The sequence below is a fragment of the Singulisphaera chitinilytica genome (assembly GCF_049331405.1).
Classification (GTDB): domain Bacteria; phylum Planctomycetota; class Planctomycetia; order Isosphaerales; family Isosphaeraceae; genus PoT.
Genome location: NZ_CP186274.1, coordinates 9,678,352 through 9,699,018 on the forward strand (window position 1 = coordinate 9,678,352; position 20,667 = coordinate 9,699,018).

18 protein-coding genes are annotated in these 20,667 nt (G+C 67.4%); 8 read left to right on the top strand and 10 right to left on the bottom strand.

Annotation, left to right across the window (positions count from 1 at the left end; genetic code table 11):
* Window positions 1-4: 4 nt before the first annotated feature.
* Complete coding sequence (locus ACOYYX_RS37675) at window positions 5-3,487, bottom strand: protein kinase domain-containing protein (protein ID WP_422927789.1); 3,483 nt, start codon at window positions 3,485-3,487, stop codon at window positions 5-7.
* Window positions 3,488-3,971: 484 nt separating this feature from the next.
* Between ACOYYX_RS37675 and ACOYYX_RS37680 the strand changes: the two genes are divergently transcribed.
* Both ACOYYX_RS37680 and ACOYYX_RS37685 read left to right on the top strand, forming a co-directional pair.
* Entirely contained in the window at window positions 3,972-4,565 is a 594-nt protein-coding gene (locus tag ACOYYX_RS37680; protein WP_422927790.1) for an RNA polymerase sigma factor, read from the top strand.
* 771 nt (window positions 4,566-5,336) lie between these two features.
* Window positions 5,337-5,840 carry a DinB family protein gene (locus ACOYYX_RS37685; RefSeq protein WP_422927791.1) on the top strand — a complete coding sequence of 168 codons (504 nt, stop codon included), beginning with the start codon at window positions 5,337-5,339 and terminating at the stop codon, window positions 5,838-5,840.
* 21 nt (window positions 5,841-5,861) lie between these two features.
* On the opposite strand, the gene ACOYYX_RS37690 is transcribed toward ACOYYX_RS37685, so the two are convergent.
* From ACOYYX_RS37690 to ACOYYX_RS37705, 4 genes are all read right to left on the bottom strand, one after another.
* On the bottom strand, window positions 5,862-6,941 hold the full coding sequence (locus ACOYYX_RS37690) for a transporter (RefSeq protein ID WP_422927792.1): 1,080 nt from the start codon (window positions 6,939-6,941) through the stop codon (window positions 5,862-5,864).
* Between the two features lie 237 nt (window positions 6,942-7,178).
* On the bottom strand, window positions 7,179-8,360 hold the full coding sequence (locus ACOYYX_RS37695) for a hypothetical protein (protein ID WP_422927793.1): 1,182 nt from the start codon (window positions 8,358-8,360) through the stop codon (window positions 7,179-7,181).
* Window positions 8,361-8,891: 531 nt separating this feature from the next.
* Complete coding sequence (locus tag ACOYYX_RS37700) at window positions 8,892-9,377, bottom strand: hypothetical protein (RefSeq protein WP_422927794.1); 486 nt, start codon at window positions 9,375-9,377, stop codon at window positions 8,892-8,894.
* A 159-nt stretch (window positions 9,378-9,536) separates the two neighbouring features.
* The gene (locus ACOYYX_RS37705; RefSeq protein WP_422927795.1) at window positions 9,537-10,472 is read right to left on the bottom strand and encodes a hypothetical protein; all 936 of its coding nucleotides are present in this window, start codon (window positions 10,470-10,472) and stop codon (window positions 9,537-9,539) included.
* Between the two features lie 287 nt (window positions 10,473-10,759).
* On the opposite strand from ACOYYX_RS37705, the gene ACOYYX_RS37710 reads away from it, so the two are divergent.
* From ACOYYX_RS37710 to ACOYYX_RS37720, 3 genes are all read left to right on the top strand, one after another.
* Entirely contained in the window at window positions 10,760-10,975 is a 216-nt protein-coding gene (locus ACOYYX_RS37710; RefSeq protein WP_422927796.1) for a hypothetical protein, read from the top strand.
* A 61-nt stretch (window positions 10,976-11,036) separates the two neighbouring features.
* On the top strand, window positions 11,037-12,209 hold the full coding sequence (locus tag ACOYYX_RS37715; RefSeq protein WP_422927797.1) for a cysteine desulfurase family protein: 1,173 nt from the start codon (window positions 11,037-11,039) through the stop codon (window positions 12,207-12,209).
* A 229-nt stretch (window positions 12,210-12,438) separates the two neighbouring features.
* Window positions 12,439-13,887: a HEAT repeat domain-containing protein gene (locus tag ACOYYX_RS37720; RefSeq protein ID WP_422927798.1), complete on the top strand. Its 1,449-nt coding sequence runs from the start codon at window positions 12,439-12,441 to the stop codon at window positions 13,885-13,887.
* A gap of 27 nt (window positions 13,888-13,914) precedes the next feature.
* Here ACOYYX_RS37720 and ACOYYX_RS37725 read toward each other — a convergent pair whose 3' ends face one another.
* From ACOYYX_RS37725 to ACOYYX_RS37735, 3 genes are read right to left on the bottom strand one after another with little or no spacing between them, the layout of a single operon-like run.
* Window positions 13,915-15,084 (bottom strand): hypothetical protein, encoded by a 1,170-nt coding sequence (locus ACOYYX_RS37725; protein ID WP_422927799.1) that lies wholly within the window; start codon window positions 15,082-15,084, stop codon window positions 13,915-13,917.
* Entirely contained in the window at window positions 15,081-16,010 is a 930-nt protein-coding gene (locus ACOYYX_RS37730; RefSeq protein ID WP_422927800.1) for a hypothetical protein, read from the bottom strand. The genes ACOYYX_RS37725 and ACOYYX_RS37730 overlap by 4 nt, the downstream gene beginning before the upstream one ends.
* On the bottom strand, window positions 15,997-16,575 hold the full coding sequence (locus ACOYYX_RS37735) for an RNA polymerase sigma factor (RefSeq protein ID WP_422927801.1): 579 nt from the start codon (window positions 16,573-16,575) through the stop codon (window positions 15,997-15,999). The genes ACOYYX_RS37730 and ACOYYX_RS37735 overlap by 14 nt, the downstream gene beginning before the upstream one ends.
* Window positions 16,576-16,847: 272 nt before the next feature.
* Between ACOYYX_RS37735 and ACOYYX_RS37740 the strand changes: the two genes are divergently transcribed.
* From ACOYYX_RS37740 to ACOYYX_RS37750, 3 genes are read left to right on the top strand one after another with little or no spacing between them, the layout of a single operon-like run.
* Window positions 16,848-17,144, top strand: a complete 297-nt coding sequence (locus ACOYYX_RS37740) for a DUF1223 domain-containing protein (protein ID WP_422927802.1) — start codon at window positions 16,848-16,850, stop codon at window positions 17,142-17,144.
* Between the two features lie 42 nt (window positions 17,145-17,186).
* Window positions 17,187-17,405, top strand: coding sequence for a hypothetical protein (locus ACOYYX_RS37745; RefSeq protein ID WP_422927803.1), 219 nt, complete (start codon window positions 17,187-17,189; stop codon window positions 17,403-17,405).
* Window positions 17,406-17,411: 6 nt separating this feature from the next.
* Window positions 17,412-17,708, top strand: a complete 297-nt coding sequence (locus tag ACOYYX_RS37750; RefSeq protein ID WP_422927804.1) for a hypothetical protein — start codon at window positions 17,412-17,414, stop codon at window positions 17,706-17,708.
* A 10-nt stretch (window positions 17,709-17,718) separates the two neighbouring features.
* Here ACOYYX_RS37750 and ACOYYX_RS37755 read toward each other — a convergent pair whose 3' ends face one another.
* Both ACOYYX_RS37755 and ACOYYX_RS37760 read right to left on the bottom strand, forming a co-directional pair.
* Window positions 17,719-19,659: a sulfatase gene (locus tag ACOYYX_RS37755; RefSeq protein ID WP_422927805.1), complete on the bottom strand. Its 1,941-nt coding sequence runs from the start codon at window positions 19,657-19,659 to the stop codon at window positions 17,719-17,721.
* 328 nt (window positions 19,660-19,987) lie between these two features.
* Window positions 19,988-20,176 (bottom strand): hypothetical protein, encoded by a 189-nt coding sequence (locus ACOYYX_RS37760; protein WP_422927806.1) that lies wholly within the window; start codon window positions 20,174-20,176, stop codon window positions 19,988-19,990.
* Window positions 20,177-20,667 lie beyond the last annotated feature (491 nt).

Here is a 20,667-nt window from a genome sequence, read left to right on the forward strand (position 1 = left end):
GGCCTCAGTGCGGATCGTCGCGAGGGGCTTCCCAGAGCCTGATCGAGCCGTCGTGCCCCCCCGACACCAGGAGCCGGCCGTCGGGAGAGAAGGCCACGGCGTTGACCTGCGAGTCGTGGCCTCGCAGCGTGAGCCGTTCGTGGCCGGTCAGCGGATCCCAGAGCCGGACCGTGCCGTCCTTGCTCCCCGTGGCGAGAGATTGCCCATCGGGCGAGAAGGCCAGGGCGAGGACGAAGTCGTGATGCCCTCGCAAGATAGCGACCGAATGCTTGTCGGCCGGATTCCAGATCGTGGCGGTCCCATCCTCACTCCCCGTCGCCAGCCACTTGCTGTCGGGCGAGAAGGCAATCGAGGTGACCTTGTCGGAGGCCTGCCACGAGCGCAGGACACGTCCGTCGACCGGGCTTCGGATGAGGATATTTCCGTCGGCGCCCGCCGAGGCGAGGAGCTTGCCATCCGGGGAGAACGCCACCCCCTTCATCGTATCCGTGTGTTCCGTCAAAGTGGCGAGGCACTTCTTGGACGCCACGTCCCAGAGGCGCACCGTTTGATCCTTGCCCGCCGAGGCCAGGGTCTTGCCGTCGGGGGAGAAGACGACCGATCGGATGCGATCGCCGTGGCCTACAAAGGTCGCCCGGTAGGTCGCCCACTCCTCTCCTCGCGATACGTCCCAGAGCCTGATCTCATGCCCAAGGTCGGAGGAGACGAACGAACGACCGTCGGGGGAGAACGCCAGAGAACTCACGGTCGCCTTATGGCCCCAGAGTTGTCCGAGCCGCATGCCGGTCGCCAGGTCCCAGACGGCGATGGAGTTGTCATCCGACGCCGAGAGGAGTGTCTTGCCATCGGCAGAGAAGGCGAGGGCCCAGATCTCCCTTTCATGGCCGTCGAGCGAGTCGAGGAACGCGGGGGGTGACAGCTGCCAGGCCCGGACGCGGGGGTACGTCCCCAAGGTGAAGACGGTCTGGCCATCTCGACTGAATGCCGGCGTCTTGACCAGGCCTTCCATGCGAGAAATCGGCTTGCCCGTGGCCACGTCCCAGCGGCGGCAGCACCACTCCTCGCCCGAGAGGATCGAGCGCCCATCGGGCGAGAAAACCAGGTGGTACAGGATCCCGTCCTTCTCCGTCCTCGCGGACCACTTGCGGCGACTCGCCAGGTCGCGGATCGCGAGGAATCGCCGGTCCTCGCCGCTCGCGAGGTATTTCCCGTCCGGCGAGAAGACGAGTTCACCCACGGCACCCTCGTGATCCGCGAAGACCTGCCCCTCGCGATCGGCCTTCAGGTCCCAGACGATCACGCGGCGGTCCTCGAATCCGAGGGCGAGTCGCGTGCCATCATGGGAAAGGGCAAAACCCTGAACATTCTCATACTTGTGGTATAAGGCTTTCAGCTCATTGCCCGTGGCAACCTCCCGGATCGTGATCCTGCCCTCGCCGTCATAGGCGGCGAGGGTCCGGAGATCGCCCGAGCAGGCCACCTTACGGATGCCTTCCAAGGAGCTGGCGAGGGAGGGCCGGCCGAACCCCTTCGACAGATCCCAGAACCGTAGCGCAGACGGCTCCTGGTAGCCCGGGCTCTCCATCGCGAAGAGCGTCCGCCCCGAGTCCGAGAACTGGAGAGTCTCGTACAGGCCGACCGCCGGGAGCGTGACGAGTTCCTTGCCGGATGCAACATCCCAGAGCTTCACAAAGCCGGGCCTGTTCCAATCGTATCCGGCCGAGGCGAGCACGGATCCGTCGGGGCTGAACGCGAGCTGGGCCACCCTCAGCCCATGCTGCCCGCGTACCGGCCGCTCCTGCCCAGTGACGAAGTTTTGCAGGAGGATCTGTCCCTGCGTGTCCCCCGTGGCGATGATCGGAGCGACCGGCGACATCGCCAGGACACTCACGGGGGCGAAGTGGCCCGTGAGTATCTCCATCTCGCGATGGCAGACGCGATGGAGGTAGTACCACTCGAACCCGCGGAGGTCGACCCCGGCTTTCTCCGGCGGCTGATCCTCCAGCAGTTCCTGGGCCAGCTCGACGTGCTTCGAGTCCCAGGCGTTCTGGGCGAGCCGGATCTGCAGGTCGTAGTGCTGGAGCCGGGCGAGATGCTCGTTCCGCTCGTTCCGCTCGGCTCGCTCGAGCGCGGCCTGGAGTGCCTGGCCGTGGCGGCGTAGCCAGGCGTTCGACCAGGCGGTCTCCCCCATGACCCCCAGCACGACAAGGACGCTGAACCCGACGAGCAAGGCCTCGGAAGGCCGGCGCCTCGCCCATTTCAACGCCTGCTCCCAGCGGGGGATCGGCCTGGCGAGGATCGGCTCGCCATCGAGGAAGCGTCGCAGGTCCTCCGCCAGGTCGGCCGCCGACGCGTATCGCTTCTCCGGCGACCGTTCGAGGCACTTCAGGCAGATCGTGTCGAGGTCCCGCGGGACCCCGGCGCGAAGGGATGAGGGGGCTTTTGGGGGCTCGTCGAGCATGCGTCGCATCGCCTCGAGCGGCGACGTCCCCGAGAAGCGGGGCCCGCCCGCCAGCAGCTCGTGGAGGATCGCGCCCAGGGCATAGACGTCGATCGCCGGGCCGATCCGCTCGGAGCCCCCCTCGACGAGTTCGGGGGCCATGTAGCCGGGCGTGCCCAGGATCGTGCCCCTGGAGATCGACGACGTGGTGTTCTCGGTGATGACCTTGGCCAGGCCGAAGTCGGAGATCTTGGGGCTACCGTCCCGGGAGATCAGCACGTTCGCCGGCTTCAGGTCGCGATGGACGATCCCCTTGCGGTGGGCGTGGTGGATCGCCAGGGCCAGGGTCTCGACCAGGCCCGCGGCCCAGGCCGGGTCGGGGCGGTTCTCCCTCTGCCACTCGGCCAGGTTCATGCCCTCGACATATTCCAGGATCAGGCAGGGGAGGCCGTCGCGCTCCCCCACGTCGTGGATCTGGAGGATGTTGGGGTGCTGGAGCCGGGCGATCACTTCGGCCTCGGTCACGAACCGGCGCCTCTGGCTCGGCTCGGCATGGCTCCCGGCCAGGATCATCTTCAAGGCCACGACCCGCCCGAGGGAGACCTGCCTGGCCTTGTACACGACCCCCATCCCGCCCCGGCCAATCTCCTCGATCAGCTCGATCGGCGCCGGAGGAAGGGGCCCCAATCGGCCGGGCACGAAATCGGAGTCGAGTCCCGAGAGCGATTCGGAGTCGGGTGCCGGCCCGGGCTGATCCCGGATCAAGGCGTGGAACTCGAACAGCTTCCGGAGCCGGTCCCGGAGCGCCGGGAACCGGGCGTACCACTCCTCGGGGACGATCCGCTGCTTCAGCTCCTCGCGGGCCACGAGCTCGGAGTAGATGACCTCGACGACCGCGTCCTCATCCCCGGCGATCTCGGGGTGCTGCTCCAGGACCTTCTCGGCGCGGACCGCCTCCCCCTCGCCGATCCGGCGCATCAACTGGGCGCAGGCCTCGCGCAGGCGGCGTTCGTCGAGGGGAGGGGGGAAATCGGGGCTTGGCTCCACGGATGCGTCTCATTGAGGGCTCGGGGTCCGCGCGGCCGACGCGGGGCTGGGAGCGAGTTTACTCCACATAAGCAGTTTGGGAATATCTCAATCCAACGCGTCGGCAAATCTCAACATCCCAATCGGGCGTGAGGGCGGCCTCCCACAAGGCGGCCCTCTCGATCTCGCATCCGCGGCTGGCCGGCACGAAATCACGTCCTCCCGTCTCAACGCGGAGCGACCCGGCCGGCACCACCTCACATCAAATCATGCAAACAGCCAAGATACCACCCTTGCAGCTTCACTCGACATGAAGGAATAGCTTTCTCTGCTCGTATGGATTAACGTAACGTGACGTGGTCGGCATTATCCGAAACATGCCAGGCATGAGACTTTCCCCACTCGTATATCGGTGATTAAAGCGGCAATCCGGCAGGAGCACCTTCTCGACGAGGCCGAGCGATCGCGAACGCATCCGTCCCGCGTCCTTTGAGACGAAACGACCATGAACGACAAGATCCCCTCCGAAGAGTTCACGGATCTCATCGAACGGGCCCGAGACGGGGACGATCAGGCTCTGGCGGAACTTGCGAAACGCTACGAACCCGAGGTGCGCGTCGCGGCCAGGGTGCTGCTCGGGCCGCTCTTGAGGCCGCACGTCGATTCGATGGACCTGGTCCAGTCGATCCATCGCCACATACTGATCGGGCTCCGACGCGACAAGTTCGAGATCTCCACCCCCTCGCAGCTCCTGGCCCTGGTGCTCACCATGGTCAAGCGCAAGGCCGCCCAGCACGCCCGCCGGCTCGGCCGCCGGCAGCGGCTCGCGAACGAGGCCGTCCGGCTCCGCATCCGAGAAGCGACCGAACTCTCCGGGGACGATCCCGCTCGCGACGCCCAGTACAAAGACCTCTTGCGCCAGTACATGGTTCGCCTGGACGCGACCGACCGGCGAGTCGTCGAGCTCCGCCTCCAGGGCCACACCACGGCCGAGGCCGCCCGCGAGATGGGCCTCGATCCCGACGCCCTGCGCGTCCGGCTCAGCCGGCTCCGCAAGAAGCTCGGCGGCGTCGAGGCTTCCCTCGCCAGGTGGATCTGAGGCTCCACGAACGCCGAGAGTTCGAGTGTGCTTCGTCCTCGACACATTTTCGTCCCATAATTTAGGCTCAGCTCTGCCATCGAGGCAGATCCGAATCCGCCATACTCGTTTTTTTTTCGCGATCGCCTGTAACGGATTCGTGCCTTCGCGGTCATTCCTCGGTAGAAGCCGTCGGCAGCAGACGGGACTTCTCGGCGGCGAGCTTGCCCGTCGTCGATCCTCGCTGGCCATGGCGTGCCAGGGAGTCCGGAGTCTCGCCGGGCGGGACGCCCACGCGACCTCGGACCAAGAACCATTAAGGACCACCCCCGACCACACGTCTCTAGCGGAAGACGGACCCGCCCCGCTCTCGACGCCCCGGACTCGAGACCGCCCCCGGCATCGTCGAGCCCACGCGACGACGCCACCCGTATTTCATAATGTAAATAAATAAGCCATTTACCCAAGAAAACTCCGCCCTTAAGTAATGCGGACCTCTCCGGCGCGTGTGCTCCCCCTCGCTCGTGGGGGGCACACACGCTTTCATTCCGTCGCAGCCCCTCATTCCCGGATCTTCCCGCTCGGGAACGGTCGATCCCTCATCGTGCTCGCGCCCGGAAAGCCATTGGCGATGCCCGGTGGGCATGCGATCATCGAAAGCTCGACAGGCCAGGTTGGATGGGCTCCGCAAGGGATTCCGGCGCGAACGTCTGGCTCGTGAAATGGGTCAAACCTTCACGAACCCGAACCGCGTCCCGGGTGCGGGGTGAACACCCGACCCGATCGAGAGGGATGAAGATGCGCGACGACCTGTTGGGACTCTACGCCTACAACCGCTGGGCCGACCGACGCCTCATGGAGAAGGTGCGGCTGCTCTCGGCAGAGCAGTACGCCCAGGAACCGGCCCCCGGTTGGCCGTCCATCCGATCGACGCTCGTCCACCTGGCCGGGGCCACCGACATCTGGGCGAGGCGCCTCGCGGGAGAGGTCGTGACGAGCCGGCCCACCGAGGCCGAGGTGGCGAGCGTCTCCGACGTCGAGCAGCTCTTCGCGAAGGGGCACGACGCGTTCGACCGCCTGCTCGCCACGGTCACGCCCGAGGAACTCAACTCGGTCTGGTCCTATCGCAACTTCGCGGGCCAGGACTGCCGGACGCCCCTCTGGGCCGTCTACCGGCACGTCGCAAACCACGCGACCTACCACCGCGGCCAGGTTGCTTCAAAGCTGGGCCGCCTCGGCATCGAGCCGCCGATCACCGACCTCGTCTTCTGGGCGATGGAGCAGACGCCCCAGTAACGGGTTTGCTTCCGGCATAAATCAGAACGCCAGGGCCCCGCCGAAGAGCAGGATCATGCTGGGGGCGGCCTTGCTGACCCCCTCGTTGTAGCTGCCGTAGACGGCCAATCGCTTGTTGACCGCCCAGACGGCGCCGAAGCCGAGCTCGACGCCGTCGCCGTACCTGGGAAGCGTCGGGCCGTTGAAGTAGCCGTGGAAGAAGACGTCGAGCCCCTCGACGATCTCATGCTGCAAGGCCCAAGCCGCGGTCGCCTCGATCGAGCTGAAGTTGTTGTTGAGCGAGGGGTCGCCGACGAGCCCGACGTTCCACTCGAGGAGGAACCCGTAGGGCAAGGTGTGGTCGAAGAGCAGGGAGAGGGAGGGCTGGGTCCCCTGGTTCAGCCCCTTCGCACCGCTCGGGGTCAGGATGAAGACCTCGAGCCCGGCGGCCGGGATGTAGCGCTTGCGGTTCTCCCGCCAGAGGTTGACCTTGAGGTCCCAGGCCAGCGGGGCCATGCCGTTCGAGGAGCCGCGGCCGGTCTCGTACGTCGGACCGTTGCTGAAGAGTCGTAGCTCCACGCGGTCGGTGAGGCCGTAGCGCAGCAGGAACTCGGCGTTGTACGTCCTCGGGCTCCCTCGACTCGCTCCCGAGAGGAAGACCGGCGAGAATTCGACGTAGAAACGCCCCTGGCGGAGCGTGTAGGGGCTGTTCGGGAAGTTCGCCGTATCCGGCCCCGGCTTGCGGATGTCGGGCTGGGTCGGATCCCGGCGAGCCTCGGGGAAATAGGTGGAATCCTCCGTCTCGCCGTCCTCGTCATCCTCAGCTTCCTCGGCCGAGTCGTTGAGTAACTCGGGGAGCCTGGGCAACCCGAACCGGCCCCGACGCGAGGCGTCATTCGCCCCGGATTCGAGCGGCGAGAAGAGCGGCGACGGGCTCTCCCAGGGGAGCGGTGCCGGGGCGTCCTGCGGGGGAGCCGGCGCCGGGAGTGGCGGCAAGGGCTCCTGGGCCTCGATCGGTTGGAGCCGGGTGAAGACGGCCAAAGCGACCATGGCGAGGCGAGCCGCCATCATCCAGAGGCCGCGACGGGCGCAGACGGAGCGGTCGATCGTCGTCGATCTCATCCTGCGTCTCGAAGGGTCTCCCGGCCGGCGGCAAGAGCCGGCCTGTCTTGCCCGTCACCCCGAAGGCCAATGCGCAAAACATAATGTTTCGCCAGATCCGAGCAACCCACGAATCCATCAAGATCGAGTCGGCGACTCAAGAAGCCGATCGGTCCTCGGTCGGGCTGGGGCTGCCCGCGATGGCCCGATCCCGGGCCGAAGCCCGGAATCGTCGGGGGAGTGGGTCGCGACCCGGCCTCAGGGGCCGGACGGGCCGTTGTCGAGGGGCTCGAGGCTGACGTCGTCGATCCACATCTCGCCGATGTCCCCGCCGCTGATCTTGAATTCGAGGGCCAGGGTCGTGGCCTCCGCCTCGGTCCGGAAGATCTTCTCGACGGCCACCCAGCGGCCGACGGTGGTCAGCGGCTGTTCGCGGGCCCCCTCGGTCAGGACCTTCCAGGCCGTCGGCGTGTCCTTGTACTGGGAGATCCGGGCCCGGCATTCTCCCTCGGTGCCCGAGGCGATCAGGTACCAGTACCGCAGGCGCATCCTGGTGCCGTAGCGGATCGGCCGCTCGGGGTAGCGGTAATACTGGTTCCCCGGGACGTGCGACTCGAGGTGCAGGCTATCCGGTGCCGAGACGAATTGTCGGGTATCGCGCCGGTCATCCGGCGGCGAAGGCCAGGCGAATTTCGGCAGGGCCCGATACTGCTCGACGTCGAGCGGCATCATATCCTTCACCACCGCGTCGCCGAGTGTCAGCTCGACGGCCCGACGCCCCAGGAGCGGGTCGTAGTCGCCATAGAGGAAATGCTGGTGCCAGAAGTGGAGCCGGACCCGCAACGTCCCGCCCGGCGGGAGGTTCAGAGTCGGCAGCTTCTCGACCTCGACCGGGCGGACGACCGCCTTGGCGATGGGGTCGGGCGGGTTCCTGGACTCGTCGCCATTCCAGACCTGGAGCACCACGCGCTCCTTGCAGCGGGCGCACTCGTCGACCGAGGGGATCACCTCGGTCGTGGCCGACAGGCCCGTCGCCCCCGAGACGACGATGGTCGAATACCGGGGCACGGCATGGCTCGCGACGCGCGAGTTGGACACCCAGCCCTCGATCTTGGCCTGGATCTGCTGGGGGCTCACCACCAAGGGATCCTTCCCCTTGTGGCGGAGCCGGTAGTCGACATGCCAACCCCCTTGATCCTGCGAGATCGAGCGGTCGATCAGCGTGAACGGATTCGACGCCGGCGTCGGGGTTGTCGCGATCGACGGGGCCGGGGTCGATGAAGGAGGCAGAACCGAGGCCGGGGCCGGCGACGGCGCCGCGGCCAGAGTCGGCTCTCCTGCATGGACGTCGCCTGGCAGGACGCACCAGGCCGAGGCCAGGGCCGCCGCGATTCGGAACGCACGGATCAAGCCAGGAAAGAATGAGCGATTGGCAGGCATGAAGATCGTCCTTCCTTGGGTCGAGGCATGCCTGCCTCCCGGCGGCCTGAGATGCCACCGGCCGGCGACCCGGGGCCGATCATCGGCCCACGAGCCCGCAGCCGCTTCGCGGCGAGACGATGCCGGGCGGGCATGCAGACACCCCGGCATCCCGTTCGGTTCGATCCACAGCACGGACGACCGATATCAGCCCAGTCGGATTGAGTCGGAATAACCCAAAGGAACGCCTCCCCGGACGGATGATGGGAGTCGGGATCGCCGAGACCACGCGAGGCCCTTCGAACCACCCGCAGGATGGACCGAGGATCGCGTCGGGGTTTCGACAAGGCTCAAGGCGAGAGAGGGGTCTACAGAATCCCATTCCCTGGATCGATTTCCGTCGCCCGACGGTTCCCCCATGCGTTCCATGGCGTGGGGGCGGGGCGGCCGAATTGACAGGCTCGATCACAAAGGCGGGATCACGGACGAGTCGGCTTGCTCAAGGTCGGACTGGGATTTCATCGGCGAGAAACGAGTCATTCGATCAATGAATCAGTCAGTGTCATCGACGTCGAGGTCACTGGCGTTCGATGCGCCTTCGGGGCAGTTCTGCAGGAAACGGGGCATGAAGCGTTCGATGAACACGGAGACGGCGATCTGGGTCGTAGCGTTGTCCATGCCCCAGATGCTCACGCGCGGCTCTTCGAGGTCGGGGTCCATCTGGATGTAGTAGCGTCCGTCGACGGCGAGCGTGACGGGGAGGTCTTCCAGCCAGCGGTGGGCCAGGGCATTCACCCCGGGACCGCCGATCGAGATGGTCGGCACGCTCTGGAGCGGCTCGTCGTGGATCCAGCGAAAGTCGGCGACCACGTGGATCCGGAACGATTCCGCGTTGGACGCGTCGTCTCCTTCGGAGGGGGACGGCTTCTCGATCCGTTGCTTGAGGTAATACGCCAATGGGCGGTCGACGTCTTCGGCCCGGAGTGTGCTCCCCGTGACGATCAAGAGACGCTTGGCCGGTGCTTCATCATCGGCCATGCTCGGGCCTTTCTCGGAATCTTCGTGGGCGGATGCGGACAAGAGAGGGCTTCGCGTGAGTCTACATGCTCTCTTCGCCTCCCATTATAAAGAAAGGGTAAAGTCGCCCACAACCCGGGCGGACGGAGGAGTCGCCCCAGGACGCCCCCACCGCAGGACTTAAGGCTTGGGGTTTTCCGTGGCGCGCCAGAGGGCGACACGCCGAAGGGCCAGCTCGGCGGCCTGCATCTCGTCGTTGCCCTCGGCCTCGAAGTGCTGGGCCACAGCGCGACGCCCGGCCACCGGGATGATGCAATGGAACCGGACCTTGCCCGTCGGCTCGCCATCGAAGCCGTAACGCGAGACACCGAGGTCGGCCATCTTGCGGCGGATCTGGGCCCATCCCTGCGTTGCCGAGGCCGTCGAGACTCCAGCACCTGCCGCCATCGGGGCCTCGGCCTTGTCGGCGACGTCGGACCTTGACGGTGACGCCGGCTTCGCCTTGGGGTCGACCCGCGAGGGAGACGGGGCCGATGCGCCCGTCGGAGGGGTGGTGCTGGGCTCGTCGTCGGTCGGGATCGGCATCGGCTTGAGGGGCGCCGGCTCCTCGGAGGCCGGGGGCTCGTCGGAGGTATCGAGGGGCAGGGGACGGTCGCTCCCCGCGGAGGCCTTGACCAGCCGGACACCGGAGTCACGCAACGACTTCGACTCGACGGGCTCGTCGGAGAAGCCGACGGGCTTGGACTCGTCGGGCGTCGTGCTCGCGGAGAGCGGAGCAGGAGGGGCCTTGGGGTCGGGGGCGGCCGGGGGTGCCTTCGGCTCGGGCGGTTTCGAGGACAGGTCGTCCGGCTTCGAGGCCGACGAGGAGGCGGCCGGCTTCTTGGCGCCATTGTCGGCGAAGAGCGGGGGCACCGGCGCGGCGGGGATCGTCTCGGGGGGCTTGGGCCTGTCTCGCTTGGCCTCATCGTCGACCTCGAGCGTCTCCTCCCCATCCTCTCCGGGGTGGAGGCGACTCAGGATCATCGTCTGGGCCCAGCGCAGGCCGGGGCCGTTCATCACGGCTCCGCCGCCGAAAGACGCCGCCACGAGCACGACTGCGAAGAAGACTTTGCGCAACGGTGCGGCCTCCCTGCCGGCAATCCAGATCGCCTGATTTCGATGGTGTCGCTCCGACGATCCTTCAGTCGGCAGCCGAATCTCGTGAAGGTTCCGCTCTTCGCGGCGAATACCCTCGGGGCAAAACGCAAGCATTTGACTCGAGCCATCCGAAAGACGCAAGGCCAAGTGCTCGACGACGGACGTCGGACCGGCCCCGCCCGCGACCTCGAGGAAGTCGCGCGGCAGGATCGACTCGCGAAGGAACGGGTTCCCTCGCCAACCCCGATTATGATAGGCTGAAATCCATGCTGGAGGCCATGTTCGGAGCCATCTGGACCGTCGTGACGCTGCCGATCCGCCTGGTCGTCTGGGTCGTCGAGACCCTGGGCCGGCTGAGCGGCCTGGTCTTCGGCTTTGTATTGATGGTGGTCGGCGTCGCGCTCTGGGCGGGCCCGCTGTTCATGCTCGGCATCCCGCTGTTCGTCGTCGGCCTGCTGCTGATGCTCCGCTGCCTGGGCTGATCCCGGATCCTCGGCAGTCGGATCCGCCACCACCTCGCGTCGGCGCCGGCGAGCGAGTGCGATGCAACCCTCGATCTACCTCGACCATAACGCGACGACCGCGCTCGACCCCGAAGTGCTCGAGGCGATGCGCCCGCACTGGCTCGCCGCGGGCAACCCCGAGAGCCGCCACGCCGCGGGGCGGGCCTCGAGGCGGGCCTGGGAAGGGGCCAAGGAGTCGGTGGCGAGAATCCTCGGCGCCGACCCCTCCGAGGTCATCTTCACCTCGGGCGGGACCGAGGCGAACAACCTGGCGATCTTCGGGCTGGCCGGCGCCGAGCACGATCCCGGCCACGTCGTCTCCAGCCCGCTCGAGCACCCCGCGATCGCCGAGCCGATCGCCAGGCTCGAGGCGGCCGGCTTCGCCGTCGATCGGCCCGAGGTCGACGCCGAGGGGGTCGCCGACGCCGGCCGCATGGCATCCACCTTCCGCGAGTCGACCCGCCTGGCGACCCTGATGCTCGCCAACAACGAGACCGGGGCCCTCCAGCCGGTCGCGAGGCTGGCCGAGCTCGCCAACGCCCGCGGCCTCCCCGTGCATACCGACGCCGTGCAGGCGGTCGGCCGGATCCCGGTCGACTTCCGCGAGCTCGGCGTGGCCACGCTCGCGGCGAGCGCCCACAAGTTCCACGGCCCCGTCGGCGTGGGACTGCTCCTGGTCCGCAACGGGGTCCGGCTCGGCTCGAGGCTCTTCGGCGGCGGCCAGCAGCAGGGGCGGCGGCCAGGGACCGTCGCGGTCCCCCTCGCCGTCGGCCTGGCGAAGGCCCTCGAACTCTGGCAAGGAGAGGCCGAGTCGCGTCGGACCCGCTGGGTCTCGCTCCGCGACCGCCTCGAATCGGCCCTGATCGCCGCCCTCGGCCCCGAGGGGGTCATCCGCAATGGACCGAAGCATGACGAGGCCCGGCTGCCGCAGACCCTCAACCTCGGCTTTCCGAACCTCGACGGCGACGGCCTCCTGATCCAGTTCGACCTCGCCGGGATCGCCGCCTCGCTCGGCTCGGCCTGCGCCAGCGGGTCGACCCGGCCTTCCCCCACGCTCGTCGCCATGCGCGTCCCCGACGACCGCCTCCGCTCGTCCGTCCGGTTCAGCCTCGGGGCCGCAACCACGGCCGAGGAGATCGAATCGGCGATCCCCCGGATCCTCGCCGTCGTCGAGCGGATCAGGCTCGCGGCCGAGGCCGAGACCGCCATCTGATTCTCCTCACACATCACAACCTCTATCGTCCCATCACATCATAATTCCATTCAAACATCCCATCCCGCGTGGTTTTCCCGGATTTTCGCGCGAATCCGACGTTCTCTCGCGATAGAATCGTGCTGGCGTGAAGACGCGTACGCCCGACCCCGGCTCTCATCCCAAAGGCCGCGGAGGAGGGCGTCCGGAGCCTCATCTCGGCCCGATCGACATCAAGGAACGTGAAACCATGAGTGAACCGACGACCTCCGGCCCCGAGTCCGAGCCGCCCCGTCCCGCGCGTCCCCGGCGCCTGCAACTCAGCATGAAAGACCTGATCGTCCTGGTCGTCTGCTGCGGCGCCCTGGTGTGGGCCTGGCGGTACTTCCGCGACCATCGGCCGGAGAACGTCGAGTTCGTGTCGCTCAAGTCGGGCGACGTCCAGGAGCGTCAGGTCGCCGCCAGGGCCCTGATCTACAAGCCCCAGGCCGAGAACGAGCGGGTCATCAACGCCCTGATCGAGGCCCTCGCCGACGAGGCTCCCGAGGTCCGCACCGAGGCGGCCGTCTCCCTCGGGATCTACGTCCCCCAGGCGATCAAGGCCGGCAAGGCGAGCGGCCAGGCCGCGTCGAGGGCGCTGGCCGACGCCCTCTCCGACAAGTCGCCCGCGACCCGAGAGGCGGCGGTCCGATCCCTCGCGGCGATCGCGGCCGCAGGCCCCCCTTCGTCGGCCCCTTCGGCGATTTATGGGGTGCTCGCCAAGGACGACTCCCCCGAGGTCCGGTCGTCGGCCGCCTGGGCGCTCGCCTCCTTCAAGGAATCTCCCGATGCGACGGCCAAGGCTCTCCTCGAAGCCATGAGACGCGATCAGGCCAGGGTCCGCACTGAGGCCACCAAGTCACTCAACGCTTTGACGCCCACCCCCGAGCTACTCCAGCCGCTGACCGACGCCCTCGGCGACAAGGAACGCGAGGTCCAGTCCAGCGCCGCCATGAACCTCGGGAAGCTCGGGGCCAAGGGGATCCCCGCGGTCCCTGCCCTCATCGCGGTCCTGGACCAACCCCCGCCACCACCGAAGCCGCGCACTATGAGCTTCACGCCGGACTGGGATCCGGCCTGCTACGCCGCCATCGCTCTCGCCCGGATCACGCCCAAAACGCCCGCCGCCGTTGAGGCCATCGAGGCCCTGGCGAAGATGCTGGATTCCGAATCCCCCGCCCGGCGCGACAGCGCCGCCGCGGTCCTGGCCGAGTTCGGCCCGGCCGCGGCGACGGTGATCCCTACCCTTCTCACGCTGGGGCGGAAGGCCCAGGAGCCGGTGCCCGACGCCGAGAAGACCCGCGTCGGCAATGCGATCTGGCTCCTCGGCCAGATCGCGCCCGGTACCCCGGCCGAGGCGGAGGTCATCGCGACCTTGACGCAGGCCCTGCCGAAGCAGGTTGCCGCGGACGACATCGCGTTGAGCCACAGGCTGATCTATGCCCTCGGGCGCTTCGGGCCCGCCGCGAAGGACGCGCTCCCGGCCCTGCGGGCGATCGGCGAGAAGAGCCCGCGAGTGCTCACGGCCAGGGCCGCCGAGTCGATCTACATGATCGAGCACGACGGCAAGGCCTCGCCGAAGCCCCCGAACGACCTCCACCTTGTCAGCGGCCCCGATCCCGTCCCGATGTCCAATGCGGCCCGCGCAGGTCGTCGATGAGGTCTTCAGTCTTCGACATCATTCAGTCTACAGGTTCCCGCGCAGGTCCTCGATAACGTCACCCGCCTTCGGCATCATGTCGAAGAGGTCGTCGGCGACCCGGTTGACCTCGACCTTCTCCACGCGAATATTCTCCACCAGCACCGGCTTGCCCTTGAGATCGGTGGGGGCATCGTCGGCGAATCGTTGATGCGTCACGAGCGTCGGGAGCCAGAGGCCCGCGTCGACCTCGCGCAGCCCCGAGTTCTCCCAGCGTTCCATGACCTGCCCGTCGCGGGCGAGCTCGCGCTTGCGGACCGCGAGGCCGTGGTCGCTGTCGAGCCAGACCCGGTCCGACAGGTCACCCTGGAAGATGGCCGGCTTGAACAGGGTGTTGAGGCTCCCCTTGAGGATGACGCAGGTGGAGCCGTCGATCACCTCGGTGCGCGGCTCCGCCTCGTAGCCGGCATCGCGGACCCGCTTCGCCAGTTGGAAGATCGCCTGCGCCTCGCTCACATTCTTCTCTCCCGGGCCCGGGTCGTACACGTGGAGGCCGACCGCCGAGAGGTAGGGGGAGGCCTGGAACCAGTTCGACCTCGCGGTGATCGGCCAGACCTGATACTCGTCGACCTTGTCCGACCGGGGCCGACGCATCCAGAGGCTCCGGCCGTTGAACGAGCGGGTCACGTCGCGTTCGATCGAGTCCAGGACCTTCGGGTCGCGCTTCGGTGTCCTGATACCTCGGGCTTCCTGCCGCTTCATCTCCCCGATCGCCCGATCATATTCCTTCTTCAAAGACGCCTGCCGCTCCTGAATATAGGCCGGGGCCTTGGGATCGGCCGCCTGCGGGGGGACCAGGCCGAAGCGGTCGGTGGGGGCGATCCACTCGACGACCTCCGGCTGGAGGATCCGCCGATAACGCTTGCGCCCCTTGAAGGCCTCGCGGTCCTCCTCCTTGGGCAGGAGAATCTGGTTGCTGAACGAGGGGATCGAGCGGATTTGCTCGTAGGTCAGGTCGGTCTTCGTCTCGAGGTGCGAGACGACCTCGAGGCTCTGGATCCGCCGCACCTGCTTGTCGAGTTGATCCTTGATCTGGCGCGACTCGTCCGACTCGGCGTGCGAGATCGTGAGCCAGGCCGACAGGCCGATACCCAGGGCACACACGAGGTACCTCCGAGCCCGCCAACTGCCGAGACTTCCGCCCCAACGTCGCATCATCGTTCGGCTCCTTTCGGGTTGGACTGGTCGGGTTCAATAGCACCGGCCTGACCTTCGGAATAGACCTGGCGGCCCAGGTCGGGATCGTTGATCTCGAGCGTGACGTCGCGGGGGGGCCGGAAGGCGAGCAGGGCATCCGGGACCGTCGACGCCTCCGGATAGTCGAGCCTTTCCTCGATCACGAGCCCGCTCCCGAGGTCGCGATGCTCGCGGATCGGCAGGTGCGTCTCCCGGTCGAACCAGACGGTCGTGGTCTGCGCCAGCGAGCTTTCGCCGTCGGGGCCCGGCCAGTGCAGGATCATCCTTCGCGTCGGCCGGCCGTCGACCTCGTCCGGTTCGACCTGGATCTCGGCGTGATGTTTCTCGGCCCAGCTCATGAGGGACGCGCTCTCGAGGACGAGGCCATCCAGGTCGGGATCTGGCGGCCTTTGCGTCAGCGCCAGCGACCAGGCGGCGATGAGCCGGCCGGGTACGTCCCACTGGAACTTCCAGCGCGAGTTCGCCACGGTGACGCCGATCAGGCGATCGTCCACGCGGATCTCCTGCCGATAGCCTCGCCCCCTGACGAACCAGATCTCGACGGTGCGGACCTTGCCGTCGGCCCCAAGGCGACGCTCCGACCGATGCGAGGCCGGCACCCTGGTCCAGGCCGCCCTGGCATCACTCAGCAGTTGAGCGGCATCCACGGGCCGAGGTCGCATCAACAGCCCGAAACCCAGCAGGACGACCGCGGCTGTGGCGAGCATCGCGACCCTTAATGGCCATCGGGAGGATCGCGCCGGGCTTGCTGGCTCCGGCTCGGGGATCGTCGCCAGGCAGCGGGCCAGCAGGTCATCGGGAGCCAGGGCGTCGGCCAGCGATCGGAGGCGGACCTCCAGGCCGGAAGGCTCCCGAGGTTCTTCGTCTCCGGCTTCAATGTCGCGCATGGCGACCCTCCTCGGGTTGGCTTCGCCCCGGATCCCAGTCGGCGAGGGCCTGGTGCAGCCTCCGCCTGGCGGCGAAGTATCGCCAGCGGGCGGCCCCCTCCGAGATCCCTTGAATCGTGCCGATTTCCTCGTAGGAGAACTCGTTCCAGAACCGCAGGGAGAACGCCTCCCGGAGGTCCGCCGACAAACCCCCGACGGCCCGTTCGACCGCCTCGACAAATTCGCGGTCCTGGGCCAGCCGCTCGGGCGAGCATTCGCGAGGCTCGGGGAGTTCCTCCGGCAGGACCTCCGCGACCTTGCGATCGCGGATCTGCTTGCGCCAGAGGTTCCTCCCGACGGCGAAGAGCCATGTCCGGCTCGACACGTTCGCCTGACCCGGACCGCTCGACCGCCAGAAGGCGGCGAAGGTCTCCTGCGTCAGGTCCGCCGCCCGGTCGGGCGTGCCCGAGAGCCGCAGGAACCAGCGATAAAGCTCGGCGTACGAGCTCCGGACGAATGCCTCCCGCGAGGCCCGGTCTTCAACAGATCGCCAGGATTCATCGCCGGACGCGGCACCCGGATTCACTGGCCGTCCTGCTCCTCTCGGAATGGGTTCGCCAGGGTAGTACCGGGAGGCCTCGATTTGTTGGCGCCCGGATCCCAAGAAGACGAAGATTCCCATTCGGGAGCAACGGTCGGCCAGTCGCATCGATCCAAGCCGGCCGGAAATCCTCGCCCTTCTCGTCCGGCGCCGCGGAGGGATCAAATGAAATCGGGGGCCACGGCGTCTATCACACGGCCGAATTGATCGCCGAGGATTTTCGAGCTTGCTCCCCCGAACACGGAGGCGGACGACCCATGCGCTTCGCAGTCCATGGCATGCTGGCGACGACCCTGCTGGTGCTGAGCGGCCCCGCCGCCTTCGGCGAATCGCCGCGTCGAGAGGCCGGTCAACGCGTCGTGCTCGCCGAGCTGTTCACCTCGCAGGGGTGCGATATGTGCCCGCAAGCCGAGCGCGTGCTGGGAAGTCTGGCCGAACGTCATGACAGGGTCGTCCCCATCGCCTTCCACGTCGATTACTTCAACGACCCCTGGAAAGACGTCTTCTCGGATGAGCTCTACAGCCAGCGTCAGATGGCGTACAACGAGATCTAAACCAAGCCCAAGAACCCCGAGTATGGGCTCTATTACACCCCCATGCTCATGATCGACGGCACGCAGTCGATCAACGGTCGGGACCCGGCGGGGGCCGAGGCCGCCATCAAGCAGGCCCTGACCAGGAAGCCGGCCGTGGGGATCGACGTGGCCCTCGACCTCAAGAAAGGCGGGCGTTCGGGCACCGCCGACATCACGGTGACCAGCCGGTCGAAGGTCGCCGAGAAGTCGCCCCTCCTCGTCTGCGCGGTGCTCCGGTAAGACGGCGTGGTCACCGACGTCACTTCGGGCGAGAACGCGGGCAAGTCGCTCGTCGCCCGCTACCCGGCGCGACAGACGAAGTACCGCTTCTTCGAGCTCGACGGCAAGGGCCCCGCCTCGCACCACTTCGACTTCGAGGCCGAGCCCGCCTGGAAGCAGGCCAATCTCAGGCTCGCCGTCTTCGTCCAGGACAAGCGCACGGGGGCCATCCACCAGGCGATCGACCTCCCCTGGAAGGCGAGCCCTGCCGCGAAACCTCGCCCGACTTCGGCCGGAGCCGAGGAGAAATCGAACGCCCGTTGACCTGGCACGTTCACTCCAGGCCGGACCCCTCTTCGCCTCGCAGGATGAGGTCGAGGGCCTCGCGCGACCGCAGGAGGGCCGGCTCTGTGTTGGGGCAGGGGGAGAGGTCGCGGAGTTCCAGCGGATCCCGCCCCACGTCGAAGAATTGCTCCGAGCCGTCGACCAGGCGATGGTAGACCCCTTCGGCCTCGCTGATCGACTTGGAGCCGATCCGGGCGAGGTGGCCGTGCGTCGCCTTGATGAGGCCCGACTCCTCCACCTCAGACAGGACGGCCTCGCTGGGCTGATGGCGAGAATCGCCGGGCTCCTTCCAGCATCCGGCCAGGGAGGAGCCCGGGAAATTGCCGGAAGCATCAAGGCCGGCGAGGTCGGCCAGGGTCATGGGCAGGTCGCGGAGGCTCACGGGGTCGGCATGCACCGTCCCCGCCGAGGCGGCCGACCTCGGGTCGACGACGAGGAGCGGGACGCGGATCTCCCCCTGATAAAGGCTCACGCCGTGGCCGAAAAGTCCGTGCTCGCCGAAGTGCTCGCCGTGGTCGGAGGTCACGACGACGACCGTGTCCCGGCTCAGGTCGCGACGATCGAGCTCGTCGAAGAGTTGGCCGAGGTGGTCGTCGAGGTAGGCGATGCAGTCGTCGTAGGAGTCGAGTGCCAGGGTCACCTGCCGCTCGGTGAGGTTCCCCTTCTCGACGTGGATCCAGTCGCGGAGCAAGTCCGTCTCGGCCCGGGTCGTCGGCTTCAGCCCGAAGTGGTGGTCGACCCCTTCGGGGAGCAAGTAGGGGTCATGGGCGTCGAAATAGTTGAGGAAGGCGAAGAACGGCCGGCCCCGGTTCGCGTCGACCCAGCGCAGGGCGTCCTCGTTGATCCGGGGGGCATCCTTGCGCTGAAAGCCCCGGGAGAGGAGCAGGCTCGGCTCGAGCCCGGCGATCCGGCGATACTCGGTGCGCACCAACGCCGCCGCCTTGACGCAGAGCCAGCCGAGCCCCGACGAGCCGAGCGTCGAGACGACCGACACCTCGTAATCCTCGTAGTGTGCGAAACCCCGGGAGAGCCCGCTCTCCCGGCTGCAATTGAAGTGGTTCGCCACGAACCCTCCGGTGGCGTATCCGCGCGAGGCGAGGAACTCCGCGAGCGTCGGGATCCCTGATTCGAGCGGCTTGCCCCGGAGGGTCGCCGTCTCATGCGGCCATCGCCCCGTGAACATGCTCGCATGGGCAGGGAGCGTCCAGGGGGCCGTCGTGGTCGCGCGGTCGAACTTGACCCCGCGGGCGGCCAGGCGGGTCAGGTTGGGCGTCGTGCCTCGCGAGTAGCCGTAGGTGCTCAGGTGGTCGGCCCGCACCGTGTCCATCACGACGAGGAGGATATTGGGGGCGTCTTTGGGGGAGTTGGGCAGCGAGCCGATCGCCCGAAATTCGGACCAGGCCTCCGTCCCCAGGCCCCAGGCGACGAGGCCGACCCAGGTCGCGGCGAGCCAGGGGAAGGTCCGTCGGACGACGGTTCGGAGCCGCCTCGAGACCCCCTCCGGCCTGACCCAGGGCATCCCCCTCGCGGCCACGCCCCCCGCGAAGAGCAGGCTCGCGGGAGCGTTCAGGCCCCGGATCGTCAGCAGGATCGTGAGCGAAGACAGGAACAGGAGGCCGTAATTCCTCGCCGTCGCGGCGAGCCGACGATGCACGCGGGCGAGCCCGGCGATAACGAGACTGAACGCGGCGAAGATCATCAGGCTCGAGCCGGGGATCATCCAGGGGAAGTGGCGGCTCATCCCGTAACGGACGTGGCCGCCGGCGCCGATGTTGTTCCTCGCCGCGAAGATCGCCAATTCGATGAAGCCCGTCGCCAGGGCACACCAGAGCACGAGCACAATCGTGCTGATTCGTCGATCGCCGCGGGCTTCCGCCGGCGATGGGTCCGATTCCAGCAAGGGCACCTGTTCCGATTCGGCGACGATCATCAATGGCCCCGTCGGTCTGGTCGGGCGAAGATTTCGCGGGCGCGCAAGCGCATATTCGAGAGGTAGAACGCTCCTCTCCCATGCGCACACGCGAAGGCCTCGCGAGCGGATCGCGGCCCAATCACCGAGAGTCCCGGCATGCGAGGGAAGGGACGGCAGGCCGGGGGACTCGTAATCCGGAACTTATCTGTGCAAATTCTAGGATCGAGGCAAGGGGCGGAGCGATCGCGGTATGGCTCGAGGCGTGCTCACAATGCGCGCGGAGGTATCATCGGGCCTCGACCCTCGCGATCGAGGGCCGCGACGATCCGCGCTCGCCCCGGGGCAGTCAAGCCGGAGGCAAGTTGCGGGCGTCCGCGCCCGAGCCGGCAGGTGCGGCCGGCGCGAACCTGGACCGGATCATGCCCTTCAGGACGCGAAGGGCCGATTTCCCGAACATCATGACGACTCCGGCCGCGGCGGCCGCCGTCGATGCCAGGGGTAGGGTCGTTTCGGGGGCGAAGTAAGCGAAGAGCATGATTCTCGTTCTCTTGCCGGGCACGATGGGGGGTTAAGTCCGCCTGAGGGGCAGATGCCGACGCCTACCTCTGGCCTCGGCGAGCCCTGGAACTCGATCGCGCGGGCGGAAACCTGTCGGTTTATCGCGACGAATCGCCGAAACGTGCACGCGCACCGGCCCGGCGTCGGGGCCGACGACAATCGTGCTCACGAACCCCATCACGGGAATGCGGCACGCGTCAAAGGACGCGCGAGGCATTCAATCGTCTCGCCTCATTCGAGCGAATCAATCAACTGAGCATGCGTGGAACATCGCCGTTCGTCCCATATCCAACAGGCTCGGACCCACTCACCCTGGTGGAGCTCGCTCGCGATCACAAATGAAATCAAAAGCGTCCGTGGAAAGGAGTTCTTTAGGAGTCGGCGTTATCCCCTCCGATCCTGTCCCACCTTTTCGAGAAAATGACTCAGGATTCACGGGCCATCGCGAGCCTCTCAGCGGTCCTGGCA